The organism is Microbulbifer sp. Q7, assembly GCF_001639145.1.
In the GTDB taxonomy this organism is placed as follows: Bacteria; Pseudomonadota; Gammaproteobacteria; order Pseudomonadales; family Cellvibrionaceae; genus Microbulbifer.
Window position 1 is genome coordinate 1,287,691 of record NZ_LROY01000002.1, and the last position, 24,849, is coordinate 1,312,539.

The window sequence follows — 24,849 nt, forward strand, 5'->3', positions numbered from 1 at the left end:
AATTCATTCGCTCTCATTGATGTTATCTCGCTCTTACTAATCTGACCGGCTGAAAAGGCCCACCTCGGGCCCAGGGTCTGTGCGACAGCAGCTTGTACATAATTTGGCCACCCTGTATCCGGGCGGCCATCTGCAGTACCTTCTACCAGACAGGCCTGCCGCACTGCTGTCACACGGCCGGGCTTTACCCTTCTCCTGATGGACGCAGCGGCGATCCGCTTTGGATGCAAAGCAGATGCAAAAATAATCAGGGAAACGGTCTTGTAACCCCCCGCAGCCACTTTATCACGCAAACGGGATACCTATGACTTCACACACCCCAGCCACCACGCCTCAACACAGCACCACCGCCACACCTACCTCGGTCCTCGAGTTCTGGTTTGGCAGTGACGAACTCCAGCGCGACCCGCCAGCACATCAGCGCGCACACTGGTTCCAGCGTAGTGACGAATTCGACGCCGAAATCCTCAACCGGTTTGGCAGTGCCATTGACGCCGCGCTAGCGGGCGCACTCGGGCACTGGACCGACTCCACCGAGGGCCGGCTGGCGATGATCCTCGTGTGCGACCAGTTCACCCGCAATGTGTTTCGCGGCACCGCCCGGGCATTTGCCGGCGATGCTGTAGCGCTGGAGATCAGCCAGGCCATGATCCGCAGCAACCAGCAACGCCAGTTAGCGCTGCATCAGCGCGCCTTTGTAGGAATGCCCCTGGAGCACTCCGAGCTGGCCGAGGTGCAGGCCCAGTCGGTGGCCTACTTCGACCAGTTGCGGCACGACTTCCCCGCGGACCGCCCCGGGGTGAGCGAGGAAGCGGCAAAAGCGGCCGAAGATTACTACCGCTTTGCCGTCGCGCACCGGCGGGTAATTGATCAATTTGGGCGCTACCCCCATCGAAATGCGGCACTCGGGCGGAAAAATTCTGCACAAGAACAGGAATGGCTGGATAATGGTGGCGGGTTTTAACACACCAGTGGATGACCGCATTGAGCGGTTGACACTGGATACCCATACAGATACTGTATATTCATCCAAGTCAAACAACACACGGTTATTGCCCGGCATCAGTCCGGAATCACTGTATAAGACAACAGGAGGCCCTTATGGCGGTAGTAGCGGTTTGGAAATGTGATAGAGACGGAGCCATGTTCGACAACAAGAAAGACGCCGAAGAACACGACAAGATGCTGGAACTGGCCGCCAACATTACCGCGCTGATTGAGCGCAATGTTGATGGTGTTTCCGAAGAAGCCTGTGAAGAAATCGGCCTGATGCTGGCCAAGCGCCGGGACGTACTGGCCAAGGCCTGCAAAGGCAAACCGGAAGCGCTGCTGGAAGAAGAGCAATCGGACGAGCAGGCAGACAGCGAAAACGTTACCCCGCTGGCAGCCAACCAGTAATGTAAACAAGCAATGGCCGCCCGCGCAGCCGGATTCCCCACCCGGCTGCGCGGAACGAGCCCCAGATTTCCACCCCTGTACTCTTTTCCACCCCTGTACTCTGCCCGGCTTGCCGGGCTTTTTTTATGAGAAGTGGTTAGAACGCAGCGGCGATATTGATTACCGCCAGAATGATAATCACCAGCCAGGTCAGTGAGGTGCCAATAAAGCGGCCGGGATGATAGCCGCCCCGCCCGGCAATCAAGCCGATCGCGTGCAGGAGCCGCCCCAGAACCAGGGCCCCACCCAGGCAATGCAGCCACAGGTGAGAAAGGCCATTGATCTCCGCAATCAGCATCAAAATCAGCGCCAGCGGAATATATTCAATCGCGTTGGCATGGGTGCGAACAACGATCTGCCCCTCTTTATCGCCACCGGTACCCAGACCCACTTTCTTGCCGCGACGAAAGGCCACCACCTTGAATGCCAGGGCGATCACCAGCAGCGCACACAGGCCCGCATAGAGCGCCGTCACTTGTAAACTCATCATCTCAGGGGTTTACTCCTATTTGTTGGTTTTTATTACTTCTTGTAGCCGTGTCCAGTACCGGCACCGGGGTGCAGATACCGATCGCGCAAGCGCGTTGAACGGTTTTCCAGAGATTGCGGTTTTCCGTCGATTACAACGAGCTCCGCAAAGCTGGTCACTTCCAGTGGATCGCCGCTCCACAGCACCAACTCCGCCGCACCCCCCGGCGCCAGCACACCACCCTCAAGGCCAAACACCTGGGCAACATTTGCCGTAATCGCACGCACGCCCTCTTCAAAAGGCAGTCCGTACGCCACGGCATTGCCGGCGCCCTGGCGCGAGAGGTAGCTGTTGTGGGTACCGGCATAGCCGGGTCCGCCAATTACTACGGTCACGCCCGCCTTTTGCAACAGTGCGGCGTTATCCAGGCGCGCGCCGAGCTTCTCAAACGCGGTGGGCGTATTGCTCATTGCGTCAATGACCACCGGAACCCGCGCGGCGGCCAGTTGCTCCGCGACCATCCAGCCTTCCGAAGCGCCCTCAATAATCAGCTTCAGATCGAACTGCTTTGCCAGCGCCAGCAGTTGCAGGATATCGCTAGCCCGGTTGGCATTCACCAGCAGAGATTGCTCGCCGCTGAGCAGCGGCTGCAGGGACTCAAGATCGGCAATGGAGAAATCGAGGTCTCGCCACTCGCCGCGGCGAACGGCATCGCGGTTGTCCGCGTATTCCTTTGCCTGTCCCAACGCGGCCTGAATCTGCGCGTATGCGCGCGCACGGCTACCGCCGGCCAGGGAAGCGCCGTATTCACCGTAATAGATTTTTTGCAGCAGTGCCCGATCCGTCACACTGTCAAAATCCCCGGTGAGCTTTATGCCAAAACCCTGACCGGCAAAAATCTTCTGCTGGCTATTGGGTACCACCACGGCGCGCGTAACGCCACCGGCGCGGTTGAACGGAATTAACGTGGAGTGCGGGTTGAAGGCGACTACCGGATTGAAACCGGCACCGATAGAGCTGTCTTCAATCGCGCCATCATTGGTCGACGCCGCCGCCCCGATTTCCGTAAGCCCCAGTTCGCTATTCGGTGCGATAAGGCCCGGGGTGACCACTTTGCCGCGGCCATCAATCACCAGGTCTGCCGTCATAGTGCCGAGATCATCGGCAATCTGCGCAATGCGGCCATCTTTGACCAGTACATCCCCGATTTGCAGGGTGCCCTGATCACTCAGAGTGATGACCTTTGCGCCCTTGATCAGCAGTGTTTCCGCCAACGCCACTGGCGCCGTGAAAAATACAGAGGCCAGCACACCCATCTTCAGCAACTGTTTCATTTTCATTAGCGCTCTCCTCCTTCTGGCAGACGCTCACCCTCGGCATCCAGAATCCCCAACTCAAAATCACTGTGCGGCTGTCGTTCGGGGTTATCGCGGTCGTACATCAAATTGCCATCAATAAAAACTTTTTCGGCTTTGCTGTAGACGCTGAACGGATTGCCAGACCACACCACCACGTCCGCCATCTTGCCTTTTTCCAGGCTGCCGGTGACGTCGTCAATACCGAGGGACTTGGCCGGATTCAGGGTCATCCAGACCGCGGCGTGGCGCGGCTCGATATGGAAACCGGCGCGCTGGCCTGCCACCATCGCCTTGGCAGTTTCCTCGTTGAGGTGCTGGATACCCACCGCAGAATCCGAATGGATCAATGCGCAGGCCTTGGCCTGGTCAACAATGGCAATATTGGCTTCGGTCATATCAAACGCTTCGTGCTTGAAGCCCCACCAGTCCGCCCACATGGCTGCACAAACGTTGTTCTCTGCCAGCAAGTCAGCGACCTTGTACGCCTCTACCGCGTGGTGGAAGGTGGAAATCTGAAATCCGAACTCCTCCGCCACATCCATCATGATGGCCATTTCTTCACCGCGGTAGCAGTGGTTGTGTACCAGGATATCGCCGTTCAGCACGCCTGCCAGGGTCTCCATCTGCAGGTTGCGGTCCGGCTCTTCCCCGCCATTTTTCTCGTAGTTATCCCACTTGTCGCGATAGGCGGAGGCTTCAATCCAGGCCTGGCGATAACCGGCCACGTTGCCCATGCGCGTTGAGGGCGCACTGCCCTTGCCGCCATAGACCCGCTTGGGGTTCTCGCCACAGGCCATTTTCAGGCCATAGGGCGCGCCGGGGAATTTCATATCCTGCACGCTGCGGCCGGGTACGTTTTTCAGAGTGACACCGCGGCCGCCAAACAGGTTGGCCGAGCCCGGAAGAATCTGCAGCGTGGTCACGCCGCCCGCCAGGGCCAGCGCAAACTGCGGATCCTGTGTCCACACGGAGTGCTCTGCCCACACCTCGGCGGTGTTCGGCGAGGTCATTTCGTTACCATCCTGGGAGGATTCAATCGCCGGTGCGGGGTAGTCCCCAAGGTGGGAGTGGACATCAATAATGCCCGGGGTCACCCATTTGCCGGCCCCCTCCACCACCATACCCTTCTTGGGGGCCTTCAGGTCTTCACCGATGGCTGCAATCTTGCCGTCTTTCAGTAATACATCCGTATTGTTCAGCTGTTCACCGGTGCCAGTTAACACGGTCGCTCCGCGAATCAGAACCGGGGCTGTCTCGTCGGCTTTATAGGTCGACGGGAATGCGCCCTGGCGCGCGAAATCGGCCCCGTCTGACTTGTCCTGTTTATCACCGCCGCACGCACTGAGCGCCACGGCCAGTACCGTACTGCCGGCCACGGCCAACAGACGTTGCCGCACATTATTCGAATCCAGAGTTGGCCGCATTGCCCCTCCTACCACTGCTGTTGTTATAGAAAATCAGATTGAAGATCAGCGCCCATGCTAGCAGCAATTCAGGAATCCGCCAGCACCGCACATGACGCGGCCGACCAGATGCTTTGGCCAATCGAGACAGTCAACGCAGGAAGTTTCTGTGGAGATAGATACAGGAGGTTACTGCAGGGGTAGAAACAGGAATTGATACGGGGAGTTGATGAAGAGAATTGACGCAGAGGGTTACACCCAGGAATTGAAGTAACGCCCGGGCGCAGCCCCAGTGCGGCGGTTAATAATGCAGCAGCTTGATAATCCGCTCGCCATTATCACACTCGCCCACCACTTCCGGTTCAGAGAGCTTTGAGCCCGCCTGGATAATCTTGTTACTGGGGTAGGAAACAAAGCAGGCGAAGTTAAAGTTCACCGCCCAGTTGCAGCGGATCAACCCGTCATCCTCATCGTAGAAGCGCTCCTGGCAAAAGCTCAGGTTAGGGCTCTGCCCTCCGCCCAGCTGCGGCTGGCCGGGGTCTTCCGTTTGTGCGCTGGTCACCAACGCCATCACGGCCAATAAAACGCCTGTAGACACAACCCAGCGCATCATCTCATACCTGCCTTTCGCCAAAACGGCGCCCGTTACTACTTTGAGCCTAGCAGGTACTGCGCCTATTTCCTCTCAAGACCCGACCAGTCAGTTTTTCACCGCCCTGTTATCATATACGGCACATGCCAGAGATCACCAAGCACCGGAGCCTGTACCGATCATGTCAACGCCCGCCACGTCTGCGTCCCCGCCCTGCCACTGTTGCTCCGGCAAGCCACTCGCGCAGTGTTGCGGGATTTACCTGAGCGGCCAAGTCTACCCCAATACTGCCGAGGCGCTGATGCGCAGCCGTTACAGTGCATTTGTGACCGGCAACCTGCCCTACCTGACAAAAACCTGGCACCCGGACACCTGCCCCGAGCTCAACAGCGACGATTTGACCACCCGGTGGCAAGGGCTCGAAGTGGTAAAAAGCAAACAGGGGCTGAAGAAGTCCATTGTCGAGTTTCGAGCCTGGTTTACCGATGGCGACACCGAGCGTGCGCTGCACGAAATTTCCCTGTTCAAGCTACACAAAAAACGCTGGGTCTATGTGGAACCGCTGGACAAGTGGCCGTAAATCGGCGCAAGCTGAACCCTCCGATAGATAAGGATTTGCGTGTCATTATTAGCCACATCGCCGTGCGTAATTCCGCCAGTGCCATAATGTAAGACCAGAGCAATCAATAATTTTGATTTATCGATAACAACTGTACGGTGCATGGCAGGTTCGAATTGCACGCTGAGTGCCGGCAGTATTGCTTGAGGATTGTATGTCTACCGATCTCGTTGATGCACAGGTATCGCCTACCGGGCAGTTTGACATTCTGTCCAAATACGAAATTAACAAGCTGGCCCGGCACAGCCATGGCCCGCACTATCAAATGTTCCGCAACTGCGCCCTGGCAGTTCTCAACTGCGGAAACTACATGGACGACGGTAAAGAACTGCTGGAGAAATACCGGGATTTCGATATTGCCGTAGTACCCACCGAGCGCAGCGTCAAACTTGAAGTGAAAAATGCCCCGGCCTCGGCGTTTGTCGACGGCAAGATGATCCAGGGCATCGCCGAGCACCTGTTTGCGGTGCTGCGTGACATCATTTACGTGAACAGCGAAATTACCGGAAACCCGCGCTATGACCTGGTATCGGCCCAGGGGGTGACCGATGCGGTATTCCATATCCTGCGCAATGCCGGCACTTTTGATGGCGACCGCACCCCCAGGCTGGTGGTGTGCTGGGGCGGCCACTCGATTTCCCAGGAAGAATACGACTACACCAAGCGCGTGGGTTACGAGCTGGCGCTGCGCCACCTGGACATCTGTACCGGCTGCGGCCCCGGTGCCATGAAGGGGCCGATGAAAGGCGCCACCATCGGCCACGCCAAGCAGCGCTACCGCCACGGGCAATATCTCGGCATCACCGAGCCGGGCATCATTGCCGCGGAAGCCCCCAATCCGATCGTCAACGAACTGGTGATCATGCCGGATATCGAAAAGCGGCTCGAAGCCTTCGTGCGCACCGGCCACGGAATTATCGTGTTCCCGGGGGGCGCCGGCACGGCGGAAGAGATTCTGTATCTGCTGGGCATCCTGCTCCACGAAGAAAATCGCGAGCAGCCCTTCCCGGTCATCTTTACCGGCCCGGCCAGCGCCGCCGACTATTTCATCCGCATTGACCAGTTCATCGGTTCCACCCTGGGCGAAGCCGCCCGCTCGCGCTACCAGATCATCATCGATGACCAGCAGGAAGTGGCCCGGCAAATGGCTGCCGGTATCCAGCAGGTGCGCCAGTACCGCAAGGAAACCGGCGATGCCTATTACTACAACTGGCAGTTGAGAGTCTCCACCGAGTTCCAGCGGCCCTTTGCGCCCACCCATGAAAATATGCGCGGGCTCGCGCTGCACCAGAACCAGGAGCCCTATCTCCTAGCGGCCAACCTGCGCCGGGCGTTCTCCGGCATTGTTTCCGGCAATGTGAAGGATGAAGGCATTCGCAACGTAGAGAAAAACGGGCCTTACGAATTGTGCGGCGATCCGGCACTGATGCAGAGCATGGACAGCCTGCTGGAATCCTTCGTCAAACAGCAACGGATGAAGCTGCCGGGCAAGACCTACACACCCTGCTATCGCATTGTCGGCGAGTAGGCTTTTCGCAAACCCCCAGACGAAAAAAAAGCGCAGCTCGAGGCTGCGCTTTTTGGTTCAGTCTTCTGCGTAATCCGTCATCGGCGGGCAGGCACAAATCAGGTTTTTATCCCCGTACACATTGTCCACCCGGCCTACCGGCGGCCAGTACTTTCTCTGGCGCAGGCTGTCCAGCGGAAACACCGCCTCGGCCCGGCTGTAGGCGTGATTCCACGGCTCCACCGCCAGCACTTCCGCCGTATGCGGGGCATTGACCAGCGGATTGCTGTCCAGCGGCCACTCACCCCGCTCGACCCGGGCAATCTCCTCGCGAATCTGGTTCATCGCATCGCAAAAACGGTCCAGCTCCTCGATCGATTCACTTTCCGTGGGCTCGATCATCAAGGTGCCGGCCACCGGGAAAGACATGGTGGGCGCGTGGAAACCGTAGTCGATCAGGCGCTTGGCCACGTCGTCGACAGAAATACCGCTGGTTTCCTTCAGCGGCCGCAGGTCCACAATGCACTCGTGGGCTACGCGGCCGTTGCTACCGCGATACAGAATCGGATAGCTATCCTGCAGGCGTGCCGCAATGTAGTTGGCATTGACGATGGCCAGTTCGGTAGCCTTGCGCAATCCATCGCGGCCCATCATGCGGATATACATCCAGGTAATCGGCAGAATGCTGGCGCTGCCGGCGGTGGCCGCCGATACCGGCGCACCATGGCGATTGGCCTGGGCAATGCCTTTACTGCCGGCAGACACCGCACCGGGCAGGAATTCCGCCAGATGCGCACCCACCGCCACTGGCCCCACACCGGGGCCGCCGCCACCGTGGGGAATACAGAAGGTTTTGTGCAGGTTCAGGTGGGAGACGTCCCCGCCAAATTTGCCCGGCTGGCACAGGCCCACCATGGCATTGAGGTTGGCACCATCGATATACACCTGGCCGCCGTGACGGTGCACGATCTCGGCAATCTCACGAATACCTTCCTCGAATACCCCGTGGGTAGAGGGATAGGTCACCATGATCGCCGCCAGCCGCTCGGCGTGCTCGCTGGCTTTCGCGCGCAGGTCTTCCAGGCTGACATTCCCGTGCTCATCGCACTTCACCACCACCACACGCATACCGCACATCTGTGCAGAGGCGGGGTTGGTGCCGTGGGCGGAGCTGGGTATCAGGCAGATATCGCGCTCCGCGTCACCGCGGCTGGCATGATAGGCGCGGATTGCCAGCAGCCCGGCGTACTCGCCCTGGGAACCCGCATTGGGCTGCAGGGAAATGGCATCGTAGCCGGTGATTTCGCACAGCATGGCTTCCAGGCTGTCTATCATTCCGCTGTAGCCATCCACCTGCTCTGCCGGCGCCAGCGGGTGCACGTTGGCAAATTCCGGCCAGGTCACCGGCAGCATTTCCGCGGTGGCGTTGAGCTTCATGGTGCAGGAGCCCAGCGGAATCATCGAGCGATCGAGGGCGATGTCCCGGTCCGCCAGAGTGCGCAGGTAGCGCAGCATTTCGGTCTCGGAATGGTAGCGGTTGAACACCTCGTGACTGAGCAGCGCGTCGCTGCGCAGCAGGTTGCCCGGCAACACCGGCGCTTCACGGGTTTCAATGCTCTCGAAGTTCAAGCGGCTTTCTGCCTCAAACACCGACCACAGCACTTCCACCTCTTCGCGGGTCGCGGTTTCGTCGAGGGAGATCCCCACCCGTTCGCCGTCGATCACCCGCAGGTTTATCCCCTTGTGCTTCGCCGCATCGTGCACCCTGGCGGCACCGCCGTTTACGCGCACGCTCAGGGTGTCAAACCAGGTCTCGTTCTCCACCTCGCAGCCCAGCTCCTGCAAGCCAAGGGCCAGCACGCTGGTGAGGTAATGCACCCGCGCGGCGATGGTACGCAGCCCCTGGGGACCGTGATACACCGCATACATCGACGCCATGACCGCCAGCAAGACCTGCGCGGTACAGATATTGGAGGTGGCCTTTTCCCGACGGATATGCTGCTCGCGGGTCTGCAGGGCCAGCCGGAACGCGGGCTTGCCATTGGCATCGATCGACTGGCCGACCAGACGCCCCGGCAAGGAGCGTTTGAAGGACGCACGGGTTGCCATATAGGCCGCGTGCGGGCCACCAAAGCCCATGGGCACACCGAAACGCTGGGTGGAGCCGACCGCGACATCCGCCCCCAGCTCCCCCGGCGAGGTCAGCATGACCAGGCTCAGGATATCCGCGGCCATCACCGCCAGGCCGCGCTGCGCATGTACCGCATCGATCACTGCGCGGTAATCCCGCACGGCGCCACTAACCCCGGGGTACTGCAACAGCACACCAAACACGGCAGTCGCATCCAGGTCTGTGGCGGGGTCCCCGACAATCACCTCAATACCCAGCGGCTCCGCGCGGGTCTGCAGTACCTCGATGGTCTGCGGCAGGCAATCGCGATCGACAAAAAAGGCCCGCGCTTTGGACTTGGACATACGCTGGCACAGGGTCATCGCCTCGGCGGCCGCGGTGGCTTCATCCAGCATCGACGCATTGGCCAGATCCATACCGGTCAGGTCACTGACCATGGTCTGGAAGTTAAACAGCGCCTCCAGCCGGCCCTGGGAAATCTCGGGCTGGTACGGGGTATAGGCGGTGTACCAGGCCGGGTTTTCGAGGATATTGCGCAGCACTACATTGGGAGTGCGGGTGCCGTAATAGCCCTGGCCGATAAAGGAGCGGAACGATTGGTTGGTCTCTGCCAGCGCACGCAACTCCGCCAGCGCCTCGTGCTCGGGCACACCCTCGGGCAGCGCCAGTGCCGCCGGCATGCGAATGCCACCGGGAATCACATCGTCGATGAACGCATCGACACTGGAATGCCCAAGCGCTTCCAGCATCCGCGCGAGATCGTCCTGCGAGGGGCCGATATGGCGATGGGTAAATTCGTCGCGACGCTCCAGGTCGCGCAGGGTTTGCTTTGCTTGCAGCATTTGAATCGTCTCCGCTCCTGAAAATTATTCGCCGTCGACCAGCGCGGCGTAGGCATCCGCACTCAGCAGCGCCTCCAGCTCCGCCGGGTTTTGCGGTCGTACACGCATAAACCAGCCCTCGCCCATGGGGTCGCTGTTGACCAGTTCCGGTTCATCCGGCAGCGCACCGTTGACCGCGACCACCGTGGCCGCGAACGGCAGGGAGATATCGCCCGCCGCTTTTACTGACTCGATCACCGCCACTTCATCACCGGCGGCCAGCTCAGCGCCCTCTTCCGGCAGTTCCACAAACACCACATCCCCCAGCTGCGACTGGGCAAAATCGGTAATGCCGACGGTCACTTCGTCGCCTTCCACAGAGAACCACTCGTGGCTTTCGGTATATTTCACATTGCTCATATTCTTTTTCCTGAAATTCAGTTGGGCTACTTAACCGCGGTAATAACGCTGGGGGACAAAGGGGGTCTTGGCCACGGCGATGGGGATGCTCTTGCCGCGCACCAGGGCCTGCAGGCTGGTGCCGATTTTTTCGTAGCCGCGATCCACATAGGCCATGCCAACCGCGGCGCCCAGGGTGGGTCCGTAACCGCCACTGGTGACCTTGCCCACAACATTGCCGGCCTCATCGATCAGGTCGGCGCCGGCGCGCACCGGAATCTTGCCCTGCACCGAGAAGCCCACGCGCTTGCGCGCCACACCCTCGGCGATCTGCGCGAGTACCACATCGGCACCGAGGAATCCGCCGGCCTTGGCGCCGTCGGCGCGGCGCGACTTGGCAATGCTCCACAGCAGGCTGGCTTCCACCGGGGTTGTGTCGCGGTCCATATCGTTGCCGTACAGACACAATCCGGCTTCCAGGCGCAGGGTGTCGCGGGCACCGAGGCCGATCATCTGCACGCGGCCATCGTCCAGCAGGTTGCGGGCCACCCTCTCCACCGCACTGGCCGCCACGGAAATTTCAAACCCGTCTTCACCGGTGTAACCGGAGCGGGTCACATAGCAGTCTTCGCCAAACAGCTCGACACGCGCACCGCGCATAAACGTCAGCGCACAGGTTGCGGGTGCCAGCTCGCCGATCAGTTCACCGGCCATGGGGCCCTGAACCGCCAGCAATGCCTGCTGGCCGAGCACGCGGATATCACAGCCGCGCAGGTGCTGCTGCAAATGCGCGATATCCGCCGCGGCGGTTGCGGCATTCACCACCAGGAAAAATTCGTTCTCTGCCCAGCGGGTAATAATCAGGTCATCGAGAATGCCGCCGGTTTCCGACGTCATCACCGCGTAGCACTGCTGATTGATCGCCAGCCCCTGTACGTCGATGGGCAACAGCTTTTCCAGCGCGCTCGCCGCATCGCTGCCGCGCACCACCAGCTGCCCCATGTGGGAAACATCAAACACGCCCACCGCTTCGCGGGTGTGCAGATGCTCCTGAACGATGCCGGTACGGTACTGAATGGGCATGGCGTAACCGGCGAACGGCACCATTTTTCCGCCGAGTTCCTCGTGCAGTGCGTACAGTGGCGTCTTGCGTACTTCATTATTCATGGTGTTCTTTTCCTTAACATTCGATCACGCTGACGGGCAGATCGATGGCGTTTACCGCCAGGCCACCGCGCGCGGTTTCTTTGTATTTGTCCTGCATGTCGCGACCGGTGTCGCGCATGGTGCGAATGACTTTGTCGAGGGAGATAAAGTGTTCGCCATCACCGCGCAGGGCCATGCGCGCCGCACTGATCGCTTTCACGGAGGCCATGGCGTTGCGCTCGATACAGGGCACCTGTACCAGGCCGCCGACCGGATCGCAGGTAAGACCCAGGTTGTGCTCCATGGCTATTTCCGCCGCGTTTTCCACCTGTTGCGGGGTGCCGTCCAGCACTTCCGCCAGCCCGGCCGCGGCCATGGAACAGGCGGAGCCTACCTCCCCCTGACAGCCCACTTCCGCACCGCTGATGGAGGCGTTTTTCTTGAACAGAATGCCCACGGCGGCGGCGGTGAGCAGAAAACGGATAACGTCTTCTTCCGTGGGGTTGCGGGAAAAGCGCATAAAGTAGTGCAGCACCGCCGGGATAATGCCGGCGGCACCGTTGGTGGGCGCGGTCACGATGCGCCCGCCCGCCGCGTTTTCTTCATTCACCGCCAGCGCATACAGGCTCACCCAGTCCAGCGCCGACAAAGGGTCAGACAGGCAGGCTTCCGGGCGGCTGCGCAGTTGCTGGTAGAGGTTGGCCGCGCGGCGCTTCACCTTGAGGCCACCGGGCAGGATGCCCTCGTTGTGCATACCGTTGGTCACGCAGTCCTGCATCACCTGCCAGATTTTCAGCAGGCCGGCGCGGGTCTCCGCTTCGCTGCGCCAGGCCGCCTCATTGGCCAGCATTACATCGCTGATCTTGAGATTTTCGCGCTTGCAGATCGCGAGCAGCGCTTCCGCAGTGTCGAACTCGTAAGGCACCACCAGCGCCTGCTCCAGGGCATTTTCTGCCTGCGCCTCCGCTTCGGTCACCACAAAGCCACCGCCAATGGAGTAGTACACCTCTTCCGCCAGCACCCGCCCGCGCGCATCCAGCGCACTAAAGCGCATGCCGTTGGCGTGCAGCGGCAATTCTTCCTCACCGATCAGCAACAGGTCCTGCTGCGGATCAAACGGAATCACCCGCTCCCCCGCCAGGTTCAGGCTGCAGCACTGCTCGATCGCGGCCACACGTTCATCCACAGTACTGGTATCCACCCATTCCGGTTGCTCACCTTCCAGCCCCAGCATGACCGCCTTGGTGGTACCGTGGCCGACACCGGTGGCGCCGAGCGAGCCGAACATATGTGCGGTGACGCGTGACGCCTCCGCAAAGCAGCCCTGGTCCCGCAATAACTGCAGGAACAGGCCCGCCGCCTTCATCGGACCCACGGTGTGGGAGCTGGACGGACCGATACCGATCTTGAACAGGTCAAAAACACTCAGCGACATGATCACGCGGCTCCGTGCGACTGGGCCGTGGGATACACCGGAAAGCGTGCACACAGTGCCGACACATTCGCGCGCACGCGCGCCTGCACTTCCGCCAGCGCCTGCACTTCCGCCAGCGCTTCCGCTTGTGACGGCGCGAGCTGTTCGAGGATGTCGCACATCCAGTCCGCCAGCTGCTCCGCCTCCGCGGTACCCATGCCACGCGCGGTAATCGCCGGCGTGCCGATACGCACACCGCTGGTCACAAACGGCGACTGCGGATCATGGGGTACCGTATTTTTGTTGACGGTGATATGCGCCGCGCCCAGCGCTGCGTCTGCGGCCTTGCCGGTTACGCCGCGCTTGCTCAGGTCGATCAGCAACAGATGGTTTTCGGTACCGCCGGAGACGATGTCGAAACCGCGCCCCATAAATACCGCCGCCATCGCCTTGGCGTTATCGATCACACGCTGCTGGTAGGTCACGAACTCCGGCGCCAGCGCTTCCTTGAACGCCACCGCTTTGGCGGCAATCACATGCATCAGCGGGCCGCCCTGGATACCGGGGAAAATCAGGGAATTGAATTTTTTGCCCAGCCCCTCCGGGTCGCGGGACAGAATCAGGCCGCCGCGGGGACCGCGCAGGGTTTTGTGGGTTGTGGTGGTCACCACATCCGCCACCGGCACCGGGTTGGGATACAGGCCCGCCGCCACCAGGCCGGCCACGTGCGCCATATCCACGAACAGATAGGCACCCACCTTGTCGGCGATGGCACGGAAGCGGGTCCAGTCCATGATTTGGGAGTAGGCCGAGAAGCCGGCAACGATCATTTTCGGCTTGTGCGCCAGTGCCAGTCGCTCGACTTCGTCGTAGTCCACTTCGCCGGTCTCGGGGTTGAGGCCGTACTGCACCGCGTTATACAGGCGGCCGGAAAAATTCGGCTTGGCGCCGTGGGTCAGGTGCCCACCGTGATCCAGGGACAGGCCGAGAAAAGTATCCCCCGGCTGCAGCAGGGCCATGTACACCGCCGCATTGGCCTGGGAACCGGAGTGCGGCTGCACGTTGGCGTACTCGGCACCAAACAGCTCCCGGGCGCGGTCAATGGCCAACTGCTCCACCACATCCACATGCTCGCAACCGCCGTAGTAGCGCTTGGCCGGATAGCCCTCGGCATACTTGTTGGTGAGTACCGAGCCCTGGGCGGCCATAACCGCCTGACTGGTGTAGTTCTCTGACGCAATCAGCTCAATGTGTGCTTCCTGACGCGCGCGCTCGGCCTGGATTGCGGCATACACGTCACCATCGACGTGTTTGAGGTAGGTCTCTATCGGGTCCATGGACTGCTCCTGATTCTTATCTATTGAGGGATGCTAGCCGCGGGGATAGAATCTGTTAAATTTATACTTCTGATCCTCCTATAAGATTTTCTTATGCAGCTTTCTCACAAGAACCTCCCCACCGAATGGCTGCGCACGCTGGTCACCGTGGTCGACAACGGGGGATTCAGTCAGGCCGGGGAACTGCTCGCGCGCACGCAGCCCGCAATCAGTCGGCAGATCAAGGAATTGGAAGAACGGCTGGGCAGGCAACTGCTGTTGCGCTCGGGCCGCACCCTCAACCTGACGGAGAGCGGCCTGCGGGTGTACGACCAGGCAAAGAAAATCCTCGCCCTCAACGACGAGCTGGTGTTCGAGTTCAGCGGCGCCTCGGTAACCGGCAAGCTGCACCTGGGTATTCCCAGTGAATTCGCCTCGGTACTGCTACCCCGCATCATCGGCCAGTTTTCCCAGAGCTACCCGGAGGTCTCGCTGGAAGTCACCAGTGATCTCAGCCGCAACCTGCTGGCCAAGGGGCAACGGGACCGCTTTGACCTGATACTGGCACTGCAGGAAAAACCCGACAGCGCGGAAGGCCAGCTGGTGATCCGCGACGACCTGGTGTGGGTGGCCAGCCACAAGCATTCCGCACACCTGCTGAAGCCGCTGCCACTGGTGCTGGCACCGGATGGCTGTATGTACCGCAAGCGCGCGGAAGCGGTGCTGCAATCGGCGGGTATCGCCTCGCGCAACGTGTTTACCATTCCCGACCTGAACGGCATCCAGTCGGCGCTGGAAGCCGGGCTCGGCATCACCGCCCTCACCCGCAGCACCGTCCCGGAATCCCTGCGGGTACTGCGCCCTTCCCGCAGCCTGCCCAAGCTGGGGGAAATCGGCATCGGCCTGCATTTCAAGCACCGCCGCCCGAGTGAAGCCGCTTTGCGTCTTGCCGAGCACTTGCAGAGCGGCCTCAGCCTGAGCTAGAACAATAGCTTCTGCGACTTTCCCAAACCTTTTTACCGGCACCCCACTCCGATGACACCCGAGCTGCTCTTCGAAGATGACCACCTGATAGCCGCCTACAAGCCCGAAGGCTGGCTGGTGCACCGCTCCGATATCGACAAGTACGAAGACCGCATTCTCCTGCAGTACCTGCGCGACCTTGTCGGCGCGCATCTGTACCCGGTGCACCGGCTCGACAAGCCCACCTCCGGCGTGATCGTTTTCGGCAAGAGCGGCGCGGCCGCGGCCAAATTACAGACGCAGCTCGACAGTGACAGCGCCATTAAACAGTACCTGGCGGTGTGCCGGGGCTACTGCCCCGAGCAGGGCATCATCGACCACCCACTGCCCCCCGTCGCCGACTTCAAGCACCAGCGCAAACGGCCCAAAAGCGACCTGCCCAAACAGAGCGCTATCACCCTCTACCGGCGCATCGCCACCGTCGAGCTACCCTACCCGGTGGACCGCTACCCCAGCAGCCGCTACTCACTGGTGGAAGTCGAACTGAAAACCGGCCGCCGACACCAGATCCGCCGCCACTTCAAACACCTGTCGCACCCGCTGATTGGCTGCCCCAAATACGGCAAGTCCACCCACAATCACTTCTTCGCAGAACAACTGCACTGTGCAAGACTACTGCTGCATGCCTACCGGCTGTGTTTACGTCACCCGGAAACCGGTGAGGAAATGACCTTCGTGGCACCGCCCAAGGGATGCTTTAGGTCGCTGCTGAAACAGTTTGGCTGGCGCTTGCCGGATAGCCCGACCTCACCGGCGGCCGCGCTGGCCGAACATAGCCAGCAACGACGCAATTAGCGGGCACGTTTTCAGCACCGCGCCACCACAGGAATCAGACTCGACCAGACTGCCATGCCAAAGACTCAGCCCACGCCCGAGCACTACTATCGCTGGTCCTCATTCGACGAGCTTACAACCCGCGAGCTCTACGATATCCTGCGCGCACGGCAGGAAGTGTTTGCGGTGGAACAGGCATGTGTCTACCAGGACGCAGACGGCAAAGACCAGAACGCCTGGCACCTCACCGGCTGGAGCGGCGCATCCGACAATCCCACCCTGGTCGCCTACCTGCGCGTTGTAGCGCCAGGAGCAAAATATGCTGAACACTCCATCGGACGGGTGCTGACCTGCCAGAGCGTGCGCGGCACCGGAATCGGTCGGGAATTGATGCGGCTGGGGATTGAGCACACCCAGCGGGAATTCCCGGGGGCGCCAATACGCATATCGGCGCAGCTCTATTTAAAGCGCTTCTATTCCGCGCTTGGCTTTACACAAACCTCAGAAATCTACGACGAAGACGGCATTCCGCATATCGAAATGCTGTATACCCCGTCGGACTGAGTGCAAAAACAAGGTAAGGGTATGTGCAGCCTCTTTGACGTAGACGACGATGCAGGCCTCGAGCGGTTCATCGAAGACCACGGCATTCACCATCCACAACGCCTGTTATTTGGCCGCCGACGACGCCCCACCACAAACGTCAGTATCGTCACCGGCCGCCACGGGCACTCGACGATTGAAAATGCGATCTGGCACCTTTATCTGCAGCGCGAAGGCGATCGCTGGAAGCCTCACAAAAAGTACTGGTCCATCAACAGCAACTGGAAAAAACTGGGCCAGCGCCCGGAATACCGGAAATCCCGCTGCCTAATCCCCGCCACCGCCTGGGTGGAAAGCCAAAACGGGAAAAATCCCGTGGAATTCAGCTTTGGCGATCACCAGCCATTCTTCTTCTGCGGACTGTATAAAAGCTGGGGAGAGACCTTGAGCTGCAGCATCATTACCCTGGATGCGCACCCGGATACAGCGCAATACCATGAAAAGAGCTTTCCCATGATCGCGCCGGATAACCGTGAATTTATTACGCGCTGGCTTGGCCCGGATGAAAATACCCTGCCGTTTGAGCCCTACTTGCGCGCGGATAAAACCATCACTGGAGCGCCGCTCATTGCGCAGCCGGTGGCCAGAGCCACCGCCATGGAATACGTGGGAGCACGGCAGGAAGTGTAAAAAGATGGGCTGATGAAAAATTCAGCTGCAGGGAACCGGGCAGGAGTGTCATTACCGAACGATAACTAAAGAGAACTCACGATAGCTATCCATAAAACACTGCCAGCCAGATCGTCGTCTCACCGGGGCTCGTCCAGATAACCCGATGGCGCTGGTGCGCGGGAATGTTGACGAAATCCCCGGCTTCCAGCAATCGCTCCTCACCACCTTCAAACAGCAACCGCCCCGCCCCTTGCAGCACCACCACCCACTCGTTTTCGTCCTGGTCGTACCACTCGCCTTCAGGGGTGGTGTGGCCGTGTGAAACGATACGTTCAATTCGCACACCGTCGCGAGACAACAAATCAATGAATTGTTCCTGCTGAGCAGCTTCAGGGAGTTTGGAAAAAATATTGTCCATTGATGACACGCTCACTCTTTAAGATTCAGCGTTCGAGAATGCAAATCCAGAAAAATCGGCAACCTGTCAGGTGACCTTTTTGCGGACATTGAACTCAGGGAGCGCGTACAACTTCTTCTCCATGATGGCTGCAAAGCGCTCAAGTGCCTTATCCAGGCCGCAAAAGCTCAGGTAGAGCGGAGAAAAACCGAAGCGGAGGATGTTGGGCGCACGGAAGTCGGCAATCACCCCCTCGGCAATGAGGCACTGGCAAATGGCGAACGCCTGCGGATGTACATAAGCCAGCTGCGCTCCCCGCTCGATATGCGCCAACGGCGTAGCCAGCTCAAGTGACTGCAACGATGGTAACTCCATCATCCGCGCAGCGAAGTAGTCCGCCAGATTCAGTGCTTTTTGCTTCACCTGCCTGATATCAACATCGCGGTAGACATCCAGTGCGGCATCCAGCACGCTCATCGAGAGGATCGGTGGGGTACCCGCCAGGAACTGCCGGATATCTCCTGCCGGGGTGTACTCTGGTGAGAATTCAAACGGGGATTGGTGGCCCATCCAACCCGCCACTGGCTGCCGCAGGGCGGCGTGATGGCGGCGCGCGGCATACACAAACGCGGGCGCACCCGGGCCGCCGTTGAGGTACTTGTAGCCACAGCCAACGGCAAAGTCCACATTCCAATGATCCAGTTCCAGTGGCATCACGCCGGTACTGTGGGCCAAATCCCAGATTACCAGCGCGCCATGCGCCTGCGCCGCCCGGGTGAGCCGCGCAATATCGTGGGCGTAGCCACTGCGAAAGTTCACCTGCGTTAGCAGCAGCACCGCCACCTGATCGTCGAGTGCGCCCTCAATCTCCTCCTCGGGCAATACCTCCAGCTCGCATTGCGTCTCGCCCAACAGCTGCTGCAAGCCCTGCACCACATAAAGATCCGTTGGGAAGTTATCCCGCTGCGAGACTATTTTTCGCCGGCCAGGATTGAGCCCAAGGGCTGCGGAAAGTACCTTGAACAGATTGATCGACACGGAATCACAGCAGATCACCTGCCCCGGCGCAGCACCCAGCATTGGGGCTATTTTATCGCCCACCGTTTGCGGCAGGTCGATCCAGCTGTGCTTATTCCAGCTGCAGATCAGGTCTTCCCCCCACTGCTGGTCCAGCACCGCCTGCGCGCGCTGCCGGGCAGCCACTGGCATGGGGCCGAGGGAATTGCCATCGAGATAGACGCTCTGTGCAGGCAATAAAAACTCGTCCCGCTTGTGCCGCAGAGGGTCACTCCGGTCCAGCGCCTCGGCGTCCGGCAAAAGCGAAGCAGGCCCTGCGGCCAACGAGGGATCTTTTCGGTACTTTGTGAGAACGTCCAACAAACTCATTCATCTACCACTTGGTCAGGCATCGTAATTTTGCAGCTGGCTCAGGGTTTCCAGCAGGGTCTGGAACGCCGGCGTACCGGGGTGCACCCAGTCAAAATGGCCGGCCCCGGGCTCAATTCTGGTAGTGACATTATCCGCTCGTAGGCTTTCGAGCTGTGCGCGGGGCACAATCTGGTCACCGTCGCCCTGTAACAGGATCACCGGGACATTGATACCCAGCGTTGCAGGGTTGGCGGCCGCATAGGCCGCAGGTGCTTCACCGGGCGCTGCCCCCATAAACAGTGCAGCCGCCTTTTGGCAGCCATTGGTCCCACCCGCATAATCCGCAATATCGGTAATGGCCGCCAGCCCCAGCGCAGATACCCTGGGCGCCTGCCCGGCAAACACCTCGCCCCAGGAAGCCGCCAACAACAGGGCCAGATGCCCACCCGCCGAATGACCGACGAGCACCACTTCATCGTGATTCAAGCCATCGAGCGGAAGTTTGCGGATTGCCTGAACGCCGCGCTGCAAGTCGTGCAGGCTTTGCGGCCAGCTACTGGCGTTTTCATCGGACCGGCGGTATTCCAGGCTCCATACGGGATAACCCTCCAGGGCCAGGGCAGTTGCCAGCGCGCGGGTATGGTTAATGTCATAGGCACTCAGCCAGCAACCCCCGTGTACCAATACAACGGTGGGCTTGCCCTTGGGCTCGGGATCGTCAGGTAGCCAGAGTAAACCGTACTGGTCCGGGTGCTCGCCATAGGGAACCTTGCGGTCATACTCCCGGAATGTGAGCGCCGTTACATCGTTGTAACTGGGGTTTGGCGCAACCGGCTTGTACCCAGATTCCCGAGGCTCCCCCGAGGCCGTGGCCGCAACCATCAGCAACCCGGACGTCATCCACCCAACCAAAAGCAACTTAACCAGCGTGTTCATCTTGGCTCCTCCCTACCAAAGATCCTTGGGCACCACCATGCCCAGTTACCCACTCACAGGTCAAGACCTGCGCCCAGCCGCGCCAGCCGTTGCTCCGAATATCCCCACATGCCATCAAAACGGGCATCCGTAATGGCACTGACAGAGCGCCAATAAGCGGTATGGACAAGCTTCTCGGGCAGTTTGATACTTATTCAACCGATGGCAAAGGTGCAAAAATGTGTGCACCAATGATACGGCCTAACAGAGAAGGCAGATGACTTACGCACCCTCTTACCAACCCTCCAAAAGCCCCATCCTGAAACTCTGGAAAAGCTTGGGCGGCAATAGCTTTGGCCGCTGGCTGGTGAGCAAGATCGTCTGCTTCAATGCCCCCTACTTCAGCTCGATCAAACCGCGCTTCACCCAGATAAAGCCGGGCCTGGTTGAGGTAACACTGAAGAAACGCCGCGCAGTGCAAAACCACATTAAAACCGTACACGCCATCGCCATGTGTAACGCCGCAGAGCTGGCGGGAGGCGTGTGCCTGGACGTATCCCTGAACGGAAATTTCCGCTGGATTCCGGTGGGTATGACCGTGCAATACCTGAAGATGGCCAAGACCGACCTGCGCGCCGTGTGCAAGGTAGACGACTTTCATTGGGATTCTGCGCAGGATGTGGTGATGCCCGTCAGTGTGTTTGATACCAATGGCGAGGAGGTCTTCCATGCGGACATCACCATGCGGATTTCACCTAAGAAAAAATAGGTTTTCTCGACTGGACGTGGCGGGTGTCCCGCCGGCTCGCACATAGTGAGGATGCAGGAAGCCTGCTCTGCACTCATTAGATTACAAGCCTCGCAAAGCAATACTTCGCTCTGCCCCCAATTATTTCTGTCAGAGACCAAATTACCTCCCGGAGGCTACTGAAGGCCAATAGGGAAAAGCTCGCGCCTCTCGGTATACAGGAAACATTCAGGACGGATTTTTTCCTCGCGAACAAATCACGCCCGCACCCCTTGTGGGGCGGTGCAATCTATGAGGCTTGAAACGTTTGACAAACTAGTCAAGATGTTCTCCGCGATTCACACATGAATTCTAGCGACCACGCAGAACTACGCACCGAGTAATTAGTGCAACCAATTCACAGGGAACGAGATTTAGCTTTTACACCAAAACCTCACGCTGCTCGTCATTCAATCTCTCCCTTTTACTCCGTAAATTCTATTGAATGGTGCCACCTCCATATATCCTACAACTATTTTTGGGGACCAATAAAACTTCAATTAATTGAATTATTTACAAGCGGAATTGACAGAAAGCCGAAAATTACCAGCCACCTTAAATCCAGATAGAACCCCACTTAAAACAACAAAATTATATTCACCGCACATATTTCATTTTTAATCCATGCTTATACAAACCACCAGCACGCCACTCTCCGGGGTAACCTGTTCGCTCTTCGAAAACACCAATTTTTTTCATACTCTCAAGAGCAGTTTTTATTTTTGTTAAATCCACATCCAAACTACCCTGCAGGTTGCGAGCCATTTCATTTCTCTTGAATGGTGTGGCACAACCCTCAAAAAGCGAGACAAATTGATCCACAAGCTCGCGATTACGACTAACATTTTCATCCAGATACAAAACGTTGTACAACTCTTGAGTAATCTCCTGCATAAATGAAAGCGACGCCAATGAGTGTGCTTCCAGCATATTCAGGTGGTTCACTTTCCCATCAACGATTGCTTCTCTTTTACTTTTCTTTGATAGAGACTCCAGCTCAAACAGAAAGCGTTCAAAAAGCCGAGGATAAAATGATGCACCACCATCTTTATCACCAGAAGTGTCCGAAAAATAGGTTTTGAAAAATGTGTAAGTGAGCAAATTGTTCCTGCGTATTTTTTCCGGAAAAAAACCATGCAGATACAGCTTGTACTCACTTTCCGAAAGAGACCCACTCTTAATATCCGGCAATCTCTTAGCGACCTCTTCAACCTGATCTCCAAACTCACTCTTAAACCAATCATTCACCAAAATTTTAGCCAAAAGAAAATTAAATATCGCATCTCGATCCCAATATAACTCCACCGTCTTATTGGCGATTTGCTGCTCTACATTTTGCACGGACCCAGCCTGAAGATCACTACGCAAGAAAAGTCGAAAATCCACATAATGACTAAATCCCTTATCCGACTGGAGACTCAACAGAAACATAAAGAGAGACTCGACGAACTCTTTCATATCCTTAGCGGAAACGGCAGTCTCGACGCCATCAATTACAAAAAACCTCTTCTCATCAAGAGTCTTTAGCTTTTCGGCCACGACTGCTGGCTTGGCTTGCAACAAGCACAACTCCCCCCCCTGAACAACCCAATTGTCCACAGCACTTTCTAGAAAATCTATATTCCTAGTGTCGCCAGCCTCAATAGCAATGCTCAACAACGCCCACCAAAATGATTGGTAATCCCCATCAACTGACTCAAGAATTTTATTGAAAATAATCGAATTACTTTTAACCCCTCCGGATGGAAAGTCATTTGTTGCCAATAACGGCTCAGCCAAACCGCTTCCGATAAAACGCGCAAACAGCCTTGTTTTACCGGTGCCTTTCCGCCCGAAAATATATTTAAATGGGCTATCATTCTTAAAGAGATTTCGAATAGATCGAGTCTCAACAAAAAGATCTGCAGCGTTCGCACCACTCAAAGAAAAATTTGGATCGCCCAAATTTGAATGCTCTCGCTCAATCGAGCCAGACAACTCCAAAACTTCCCTCAAGTTCGAAATGGCAGACAAATTATCCCTCGACAAACTATCCAGCGGCGGCATTGCGGATCGCAAATAGGCTCGATCATGAAACCAATTAATCCAAAACGTTTTCAGTACTTCATCAGGTAAAGGCTCAGAATCAGGCCCCGATAGATTTTCTGATATATCGTTCAACAACCCATCAATTTGCGCTATGTGCTTTTTCTCTATTGCTTGGGATGTCGCTTCAGGATCGAGAGAGAATGAGACAAATGCTCCGGGGGTTTCGGGATAAACCGAAAAAAGAGACCGGTACAATGAGTGGCGCTCGTTGGAGAGCCCATCTAACCGAATGTTGACCACCACCGAACCTGGCCATTGTTGAATTATTGGTACAGCCGAAAGATTAAAACCGGTACGATGATCAAATAACACCACATCGTACCCCTCCCCCTCTTTTAGAGCTTCGGCATAGGTTTTCAATTTTTCCACACCATCCATTAGGACGCTATTATCCATTGATGCGCGAAGAGCAAAGGCAGAGAAATCCATGTCGTATTTCTCTGCATCTGGCCTACAAGCGACCAAGTCAACCACCCCCCCCTGTTTAGAGAAGGGTTCAGCTCGTATTGGTTCAATTTCATCAGACCAGCCACATATTCCCATAAATGTCGAGGAAATGGAGCTTACGCTTAACCCCATCATTGCAGGCATTGATGGAGCCTCTAGATCCGCGTCTACAATTAAGACTCTATAGCCACTCTCCGAGAGCGACGCAGCTAAAGCACAAAGGACACTAGATCGTGCTTGGCCACCCTTATAGCCATAAAAATGAATTGCTCTCACACCTTCTGATCGTGCGATTATGGGAAGCCCGCCTCTCGAGCCTCTATCCAGTAGCGGCAACCAATGAGCAACAGATCCTGTTGATGGAATATAAAAATACTCACTCTCCCTTTCCGCCTCTGTTACCGGTTTTATCTCTATCGAATTTAAAATACAAAGCCGCTCTATCATTGCGAGTGGAATCTGCAATTTTTTTGCGACCGCCTGCAGTCGCGCCTCTTCAGGTACAACGCCAAACTCACTCGCTATACAGAATATATATAAGCATGGCTGTAGATATGAAAGCTCTATGAATTCGTAAGCATTTCGCAATTCTGTAAGCAATTCTTGTGTTGTTATCATATTGGTATTAAACAACCTTACTTTGGATAAAAGCGTGAACCCTTTTGGTTAACTGGTGGAGCGTTTTTAAACACTCTTCTGCAGAGTGTTGGTTATCCCAGTCATTTTCATGTCTGAGATAGCGAATGTACGGATAGTTATCAGGGGGCACCATAGTAGGCCCCGCCCGCCCCTCGCTCCAAAGCGCAGCAAGAGCATTTCTAAGCTGTGAACCTAAAGGCTTAATTGTTGCACCTTTACTCTTGAGTCTCGGAATACTAGCTAACCTAAGGAACATACCAGGGACATCGTGGCTGGGCCTCACCCCTCCCCCCTCTCGCCTCAAAATCCCAACTAGTTCAATTTCAATAGCGACCAAATTGCAATAAGCCGCAATTAAATTGTTGTTTGAAGCATGACCAGCGAAAGCTGCGGTATTGTACTTAAGTGACATTGTTTAAAAGTATATTATTCTGAATGAGCACTAGACATAGTAATTGCTCTGATCAACTTGCTCAAACAATAAGAATGAATAGATTAGCGGCGCCAATTGAATTTGTGCAGCAGAAAGGAAGCACAAAAAAGCCCGCTCAGTGGCGGGCTTTTAAGTCGTTGGCTAGGCAACG

General features: G+C 57.5%; 22 protein-coding genes. 9 read left to right on the forward strand and 13 right to left on the reverse strand.

Annotated features, from left to right (window positions below; genetic code table 11):
* Positions 1-304: 304 nt before the first annotated feature.
* Both AU182_RS11045 and AU182_RS11050 read left to right on the forward strand, forming a co-directional pair.
* Complete coding sequence (locus tag AU182_RS11045) at positions 305-964, forward strand: DUF924 family protein (RefSeq protein WP_066964931.1); 660 nt, start codon at positions 305-307, stop codon at positions 962-964.
* Between the two features lie 137 nt (positions 965-1,101).
* Positions 1,102-1,398 carry a YebG family protein gene (locus tag AU182_RS11050; RefSeq protein WP_066964933.1) on the forward strand — a complete coding sequence of 99 codons (297 nt, stop codon included), beginning with the start codon at positions 1,102-1,104 and terminating at the stop codon, positions 1,396-1,398.
* Between the two features lie 136 nt (positions 1,399-1,534).
* On the opposite strand, the gene AU182_RS11055 is transcribed toward AU182_RS11050, so the two are convergent.
* The 4 genes from AU182_RS11055 to AU182_RS11070 form a co-directional block, all read right to left on the reverse strand.
* Positions 1,535-1,927 carry an MAPEG family protein gene (locus AU182_RS11055; RefSeq protein WP_227718229.1) on the reverse strand — a complete coding sequence of 131 codons (393 nt, stop codon included), beginning with the start codon at positions 1,925-1,927 and terminating at the stop codon, positions 1,535-1,537.
* Between the two features lie 32 nt (positions 1,928-1,959).
* Positions 1,960-3,246: an amidohydrolase family protein gene (locus AU182_RS11060; RefSeq protein WP_066964936.1), complete on the reverse strand. Its 1,287-nt coding sequence runs from the start codon at positions 3,244-3,246 to the stop codon at positions 1,960-1,962.
* Complete coding sequence (locus AU182_RS11065; RefSeq protein WP_066964939.1) at positions 3,246-4,688, reverse strand: amidohydrolase; 1,443 nt, start codon at positions 4,686-4,688, stop codon at positions 3,246-3,248. The genes AU182_RS11060 and AU182_RS11065 overlap by 1 nt, the downstream gene beginning before the upstream one ends.
* A 280-nt stretch (positions 4,689-4,968) precedes the next feature.
* The gene (locus AU182_RS11070; RefSeq protein WP_153039213.1) at positions 4,969-5,280 is read right to left on the reverse strand and encodes a hypothetical protein; all 312 of its coding nucleotides are present in this window, start codon (positions 5,278-5,280) and stop codon (positions 4,969-4,971) included.
* 160 nt (positions 5,281-5,440) lie between these two features.
* On the opposite strand from AU182_RS11070, the gene AU182_RS11075 reads away from it, so the two are divergent.
* Both AU182_RS11075 and ppnN read left to right on the forward strand, forming a co-directional pair.
* The gene (locus AU182_RS11075) at positions 5,441-5,839 is read left to right on the forward strand and encodes a YchJ family protein (protein WP_066964944.1); all 399 of its coding nucleotides are present in this window, start codon (positions 5,441-5,443) and stop codon (positions 5,837-5,839) included.
* 193 nt (positions 5,840-6,032) lie between these two features.
* Positions 6,033-7,406 carry a nucleotide 5'-monophosphate nucleosidase PpnN gene (gene ppnN / locus AU182_RS11080; RefSeq protein WP_066964947.1) on the forward strand — a complete coding sequence of 458 codons (1,374 nt, stop codon included), beginning with the start codon at positions 6,033-6,035 and terminating at the stop codon, positions 7,404-7,406.
* Positions 7,407-7,463: 57 nt separating this feature from the next.
* Here ppnN and gcvP read toward each other — a convergent pair whose 3' ends face one another.
* The 5 genes from gcvP to glyA are packed head-to-tail and all read right to left on the reverse strand — an operon-like array spanning position 7,464 to position 14,633.
* The gene (gene gcvP / locus AU182_RS11085) at positions 7,464-10,358 is read right to left on the reverse strand and encodes an aminomethyl-transferring glycine dehydrogenase (RefSeq protein WP_066964950.1); all 2,895 of its coding nucleotides are present in this window, start codon (positions 10,356-10,358) and stop codon (positions 7,464-7,466) included.
* Positions 10,359-10,382: 24 nt separating this feature from the next.
* Positions 10,383-10,757, reverse strand: coding sequence for a glycine cleavage system protein GcvH (gene gcvH, locus AU182_RS11090; RefSeq protein ID WP_066964953.1), 375 nt, complete (start codon positions 10,755-10,757; stop codon positions 10,383-10,385).
* Positions 10,758-10,787: 30 nt separating this feature from the next.
* A complete protein-coding gene (gene gcvT / locus AU182_RS11095; protein WP_066964956.1) occupies positions 10,788-11,903 on the reverse strand; it encodes a glycine cleavage system aminomethyltransferase GcvT in 1,116 nt (371 codons plus the stop codon).
* A 13-nt stretch (positions 11,904-11,916) separates the two neighbouring features.
* Positions 11,917-13,317, reverse strand: a complete 1,401-nt coding sequence (locus AU182_RS11100; RefSeq protein ID WP_066964959.1) for an L-serine ammonia-lyase — start codon at positions 13,315-13,317, stop codon at positions 11,917-11,919.
* A 2-nt stretch (positions 13,318-13,319) separates the two neighbouring features.
* Positions 13,320-14,633, reverse strand: a complete 1,314-nt coding sequence (gene glyA / locus AU182_RS11105) for a serine hydroxymethyltransferase (protein ID WP_066964962.1) — start codon at positions 14,631-14,633, stop codon at positions 13,320-13,322.
* Between the two features lie 93 nt (positions 14,634-14,726).
* On the opposite strand from glyA, the gene AU182_RS11110 reads away from it, so the two are divergent.
* The 4 genes from AU182_RS11110 to AU182_RS11125 are packed head-to-tail and all read left to right on the forward strand — an operon-like array spanning position 14,727 to position 17,642.
* Positions 14,727-15,596, forward strand: a complete 870-nt coding sequence (locus AU182_RS11110; protein WP_066964965.1) for a LysR family transcriptional regulator — start codon at positions 14,727-14,729, stop codon at positions 15,594-15,596.
* A 51-nt stretch (positions 15,597-15,647) separates the two neighbouring features.
* On the forward strand, positions 15,648-16,430 hold the full coding sequence (locus AU182_RS11115; RefSeq protein ID WP_066964968.1) for a pseudouridine synthase: 783 nt from the start codon (positions 15,648-15,650) through the stop codon (positions 16,428-16,430).
* A 54-nt stretch (positions 16,431-16,484) separates the two neighbouring features.
* Positions 16,485-16,973 (forward strand): GNAT family N-acetyltransferase, encoded by a 489-nt coding sequence (locus AU182_RS11120; protein ID WP_066964971.1) that lies wholly within the window; start codon positions 16,485-16,487, stop codon positions 16,971-16,973.
* A gap of 21 nt (positions 16,974-16,994) precedes the next feature.
* Positions 16,995-17,642, forward strand: coding sequence for an SOS response-associated peptidase family protein (locus AU182_RS11125; protein WP_066964974.1), 648 nt, complete (start codon positions 16,995-16,997; stop codon positions 17,640-17,642).
* Positions 17,643-17,727: 85 nt separating this feature from the next.
* Here AU182_RS11125 and AU182_RS11130 read toward each other — a convergent pair whose 3' ends face one another.
* From AU182_RS11130 to AU182_RS11140, 3 genes are all read right to left on the reverse strand, one after another.
* Complete coding sequence (locus AU182_RS11130) at positions 17,728-18,042, reverse strand: cupin domain-containing protein (protein ID WP_066964977.1); 315 nt, start codon at positions 18,040-18,042, stop codon at positions 17,728-17,730.
* Positions 18,043-18,108: 66 nt separating this feature from the next.
* Positions 18,109-19,407: a kynureninase gene (gene kynU, locus AU182_RS11135; RefSeq protein ID WP_082859380.1), complete on the reverse strand. Its 1,299-nt coding sequence runs from the start codon at positions 19,405-19,407 to the stop codon at positions 18,109-18,111.
* A 15-nt stretch (positions 19,408-19,422) separates the two neighbouring features.
* Positions 19,423-20,325, reverse strand: a complete 903-nt coding sequence (locus AU182_RS11140) for an alpha/beta hydrolase (RefSeq protein ID WP_066964985.1) — start codon at positions 20,323-20,325, stop codon at positions 19,423-19,425.
* Positions 20,326-20,581: 256 nt separating this feature from the next.
* Here AU182_RS11140 and AU182_RS11145 point away from each other — a divergent pair, with 256 nt between their 5' ends.
* Entirely contained in the window at positions 20,582-21,073 is a 492-nt protein-coding gene (locus AU182_RS11145; protein WP_082859381.1) for a hotdog fold domain-containing protein, read from the forward strand.
* Between the two features lie 615 nt (positions 21,074-21,688).
* On the opposite strand, the gene AU182_RS11150 is transcribed toward AU182_RS11145, so the two are convergent.
* Complete coding sequence (locus AU182_RS11150) at positions 21,689-24,259, reverse strand: P-loop NTPase (protein ID WP_153039214.1); 2,571 nt, start codon at positions 24,257-24,259, stop codon at positions 21,689-21,691.
* Between the last annotated feature and the right edge of the window lie 590 nt (positions 24,260-24,849).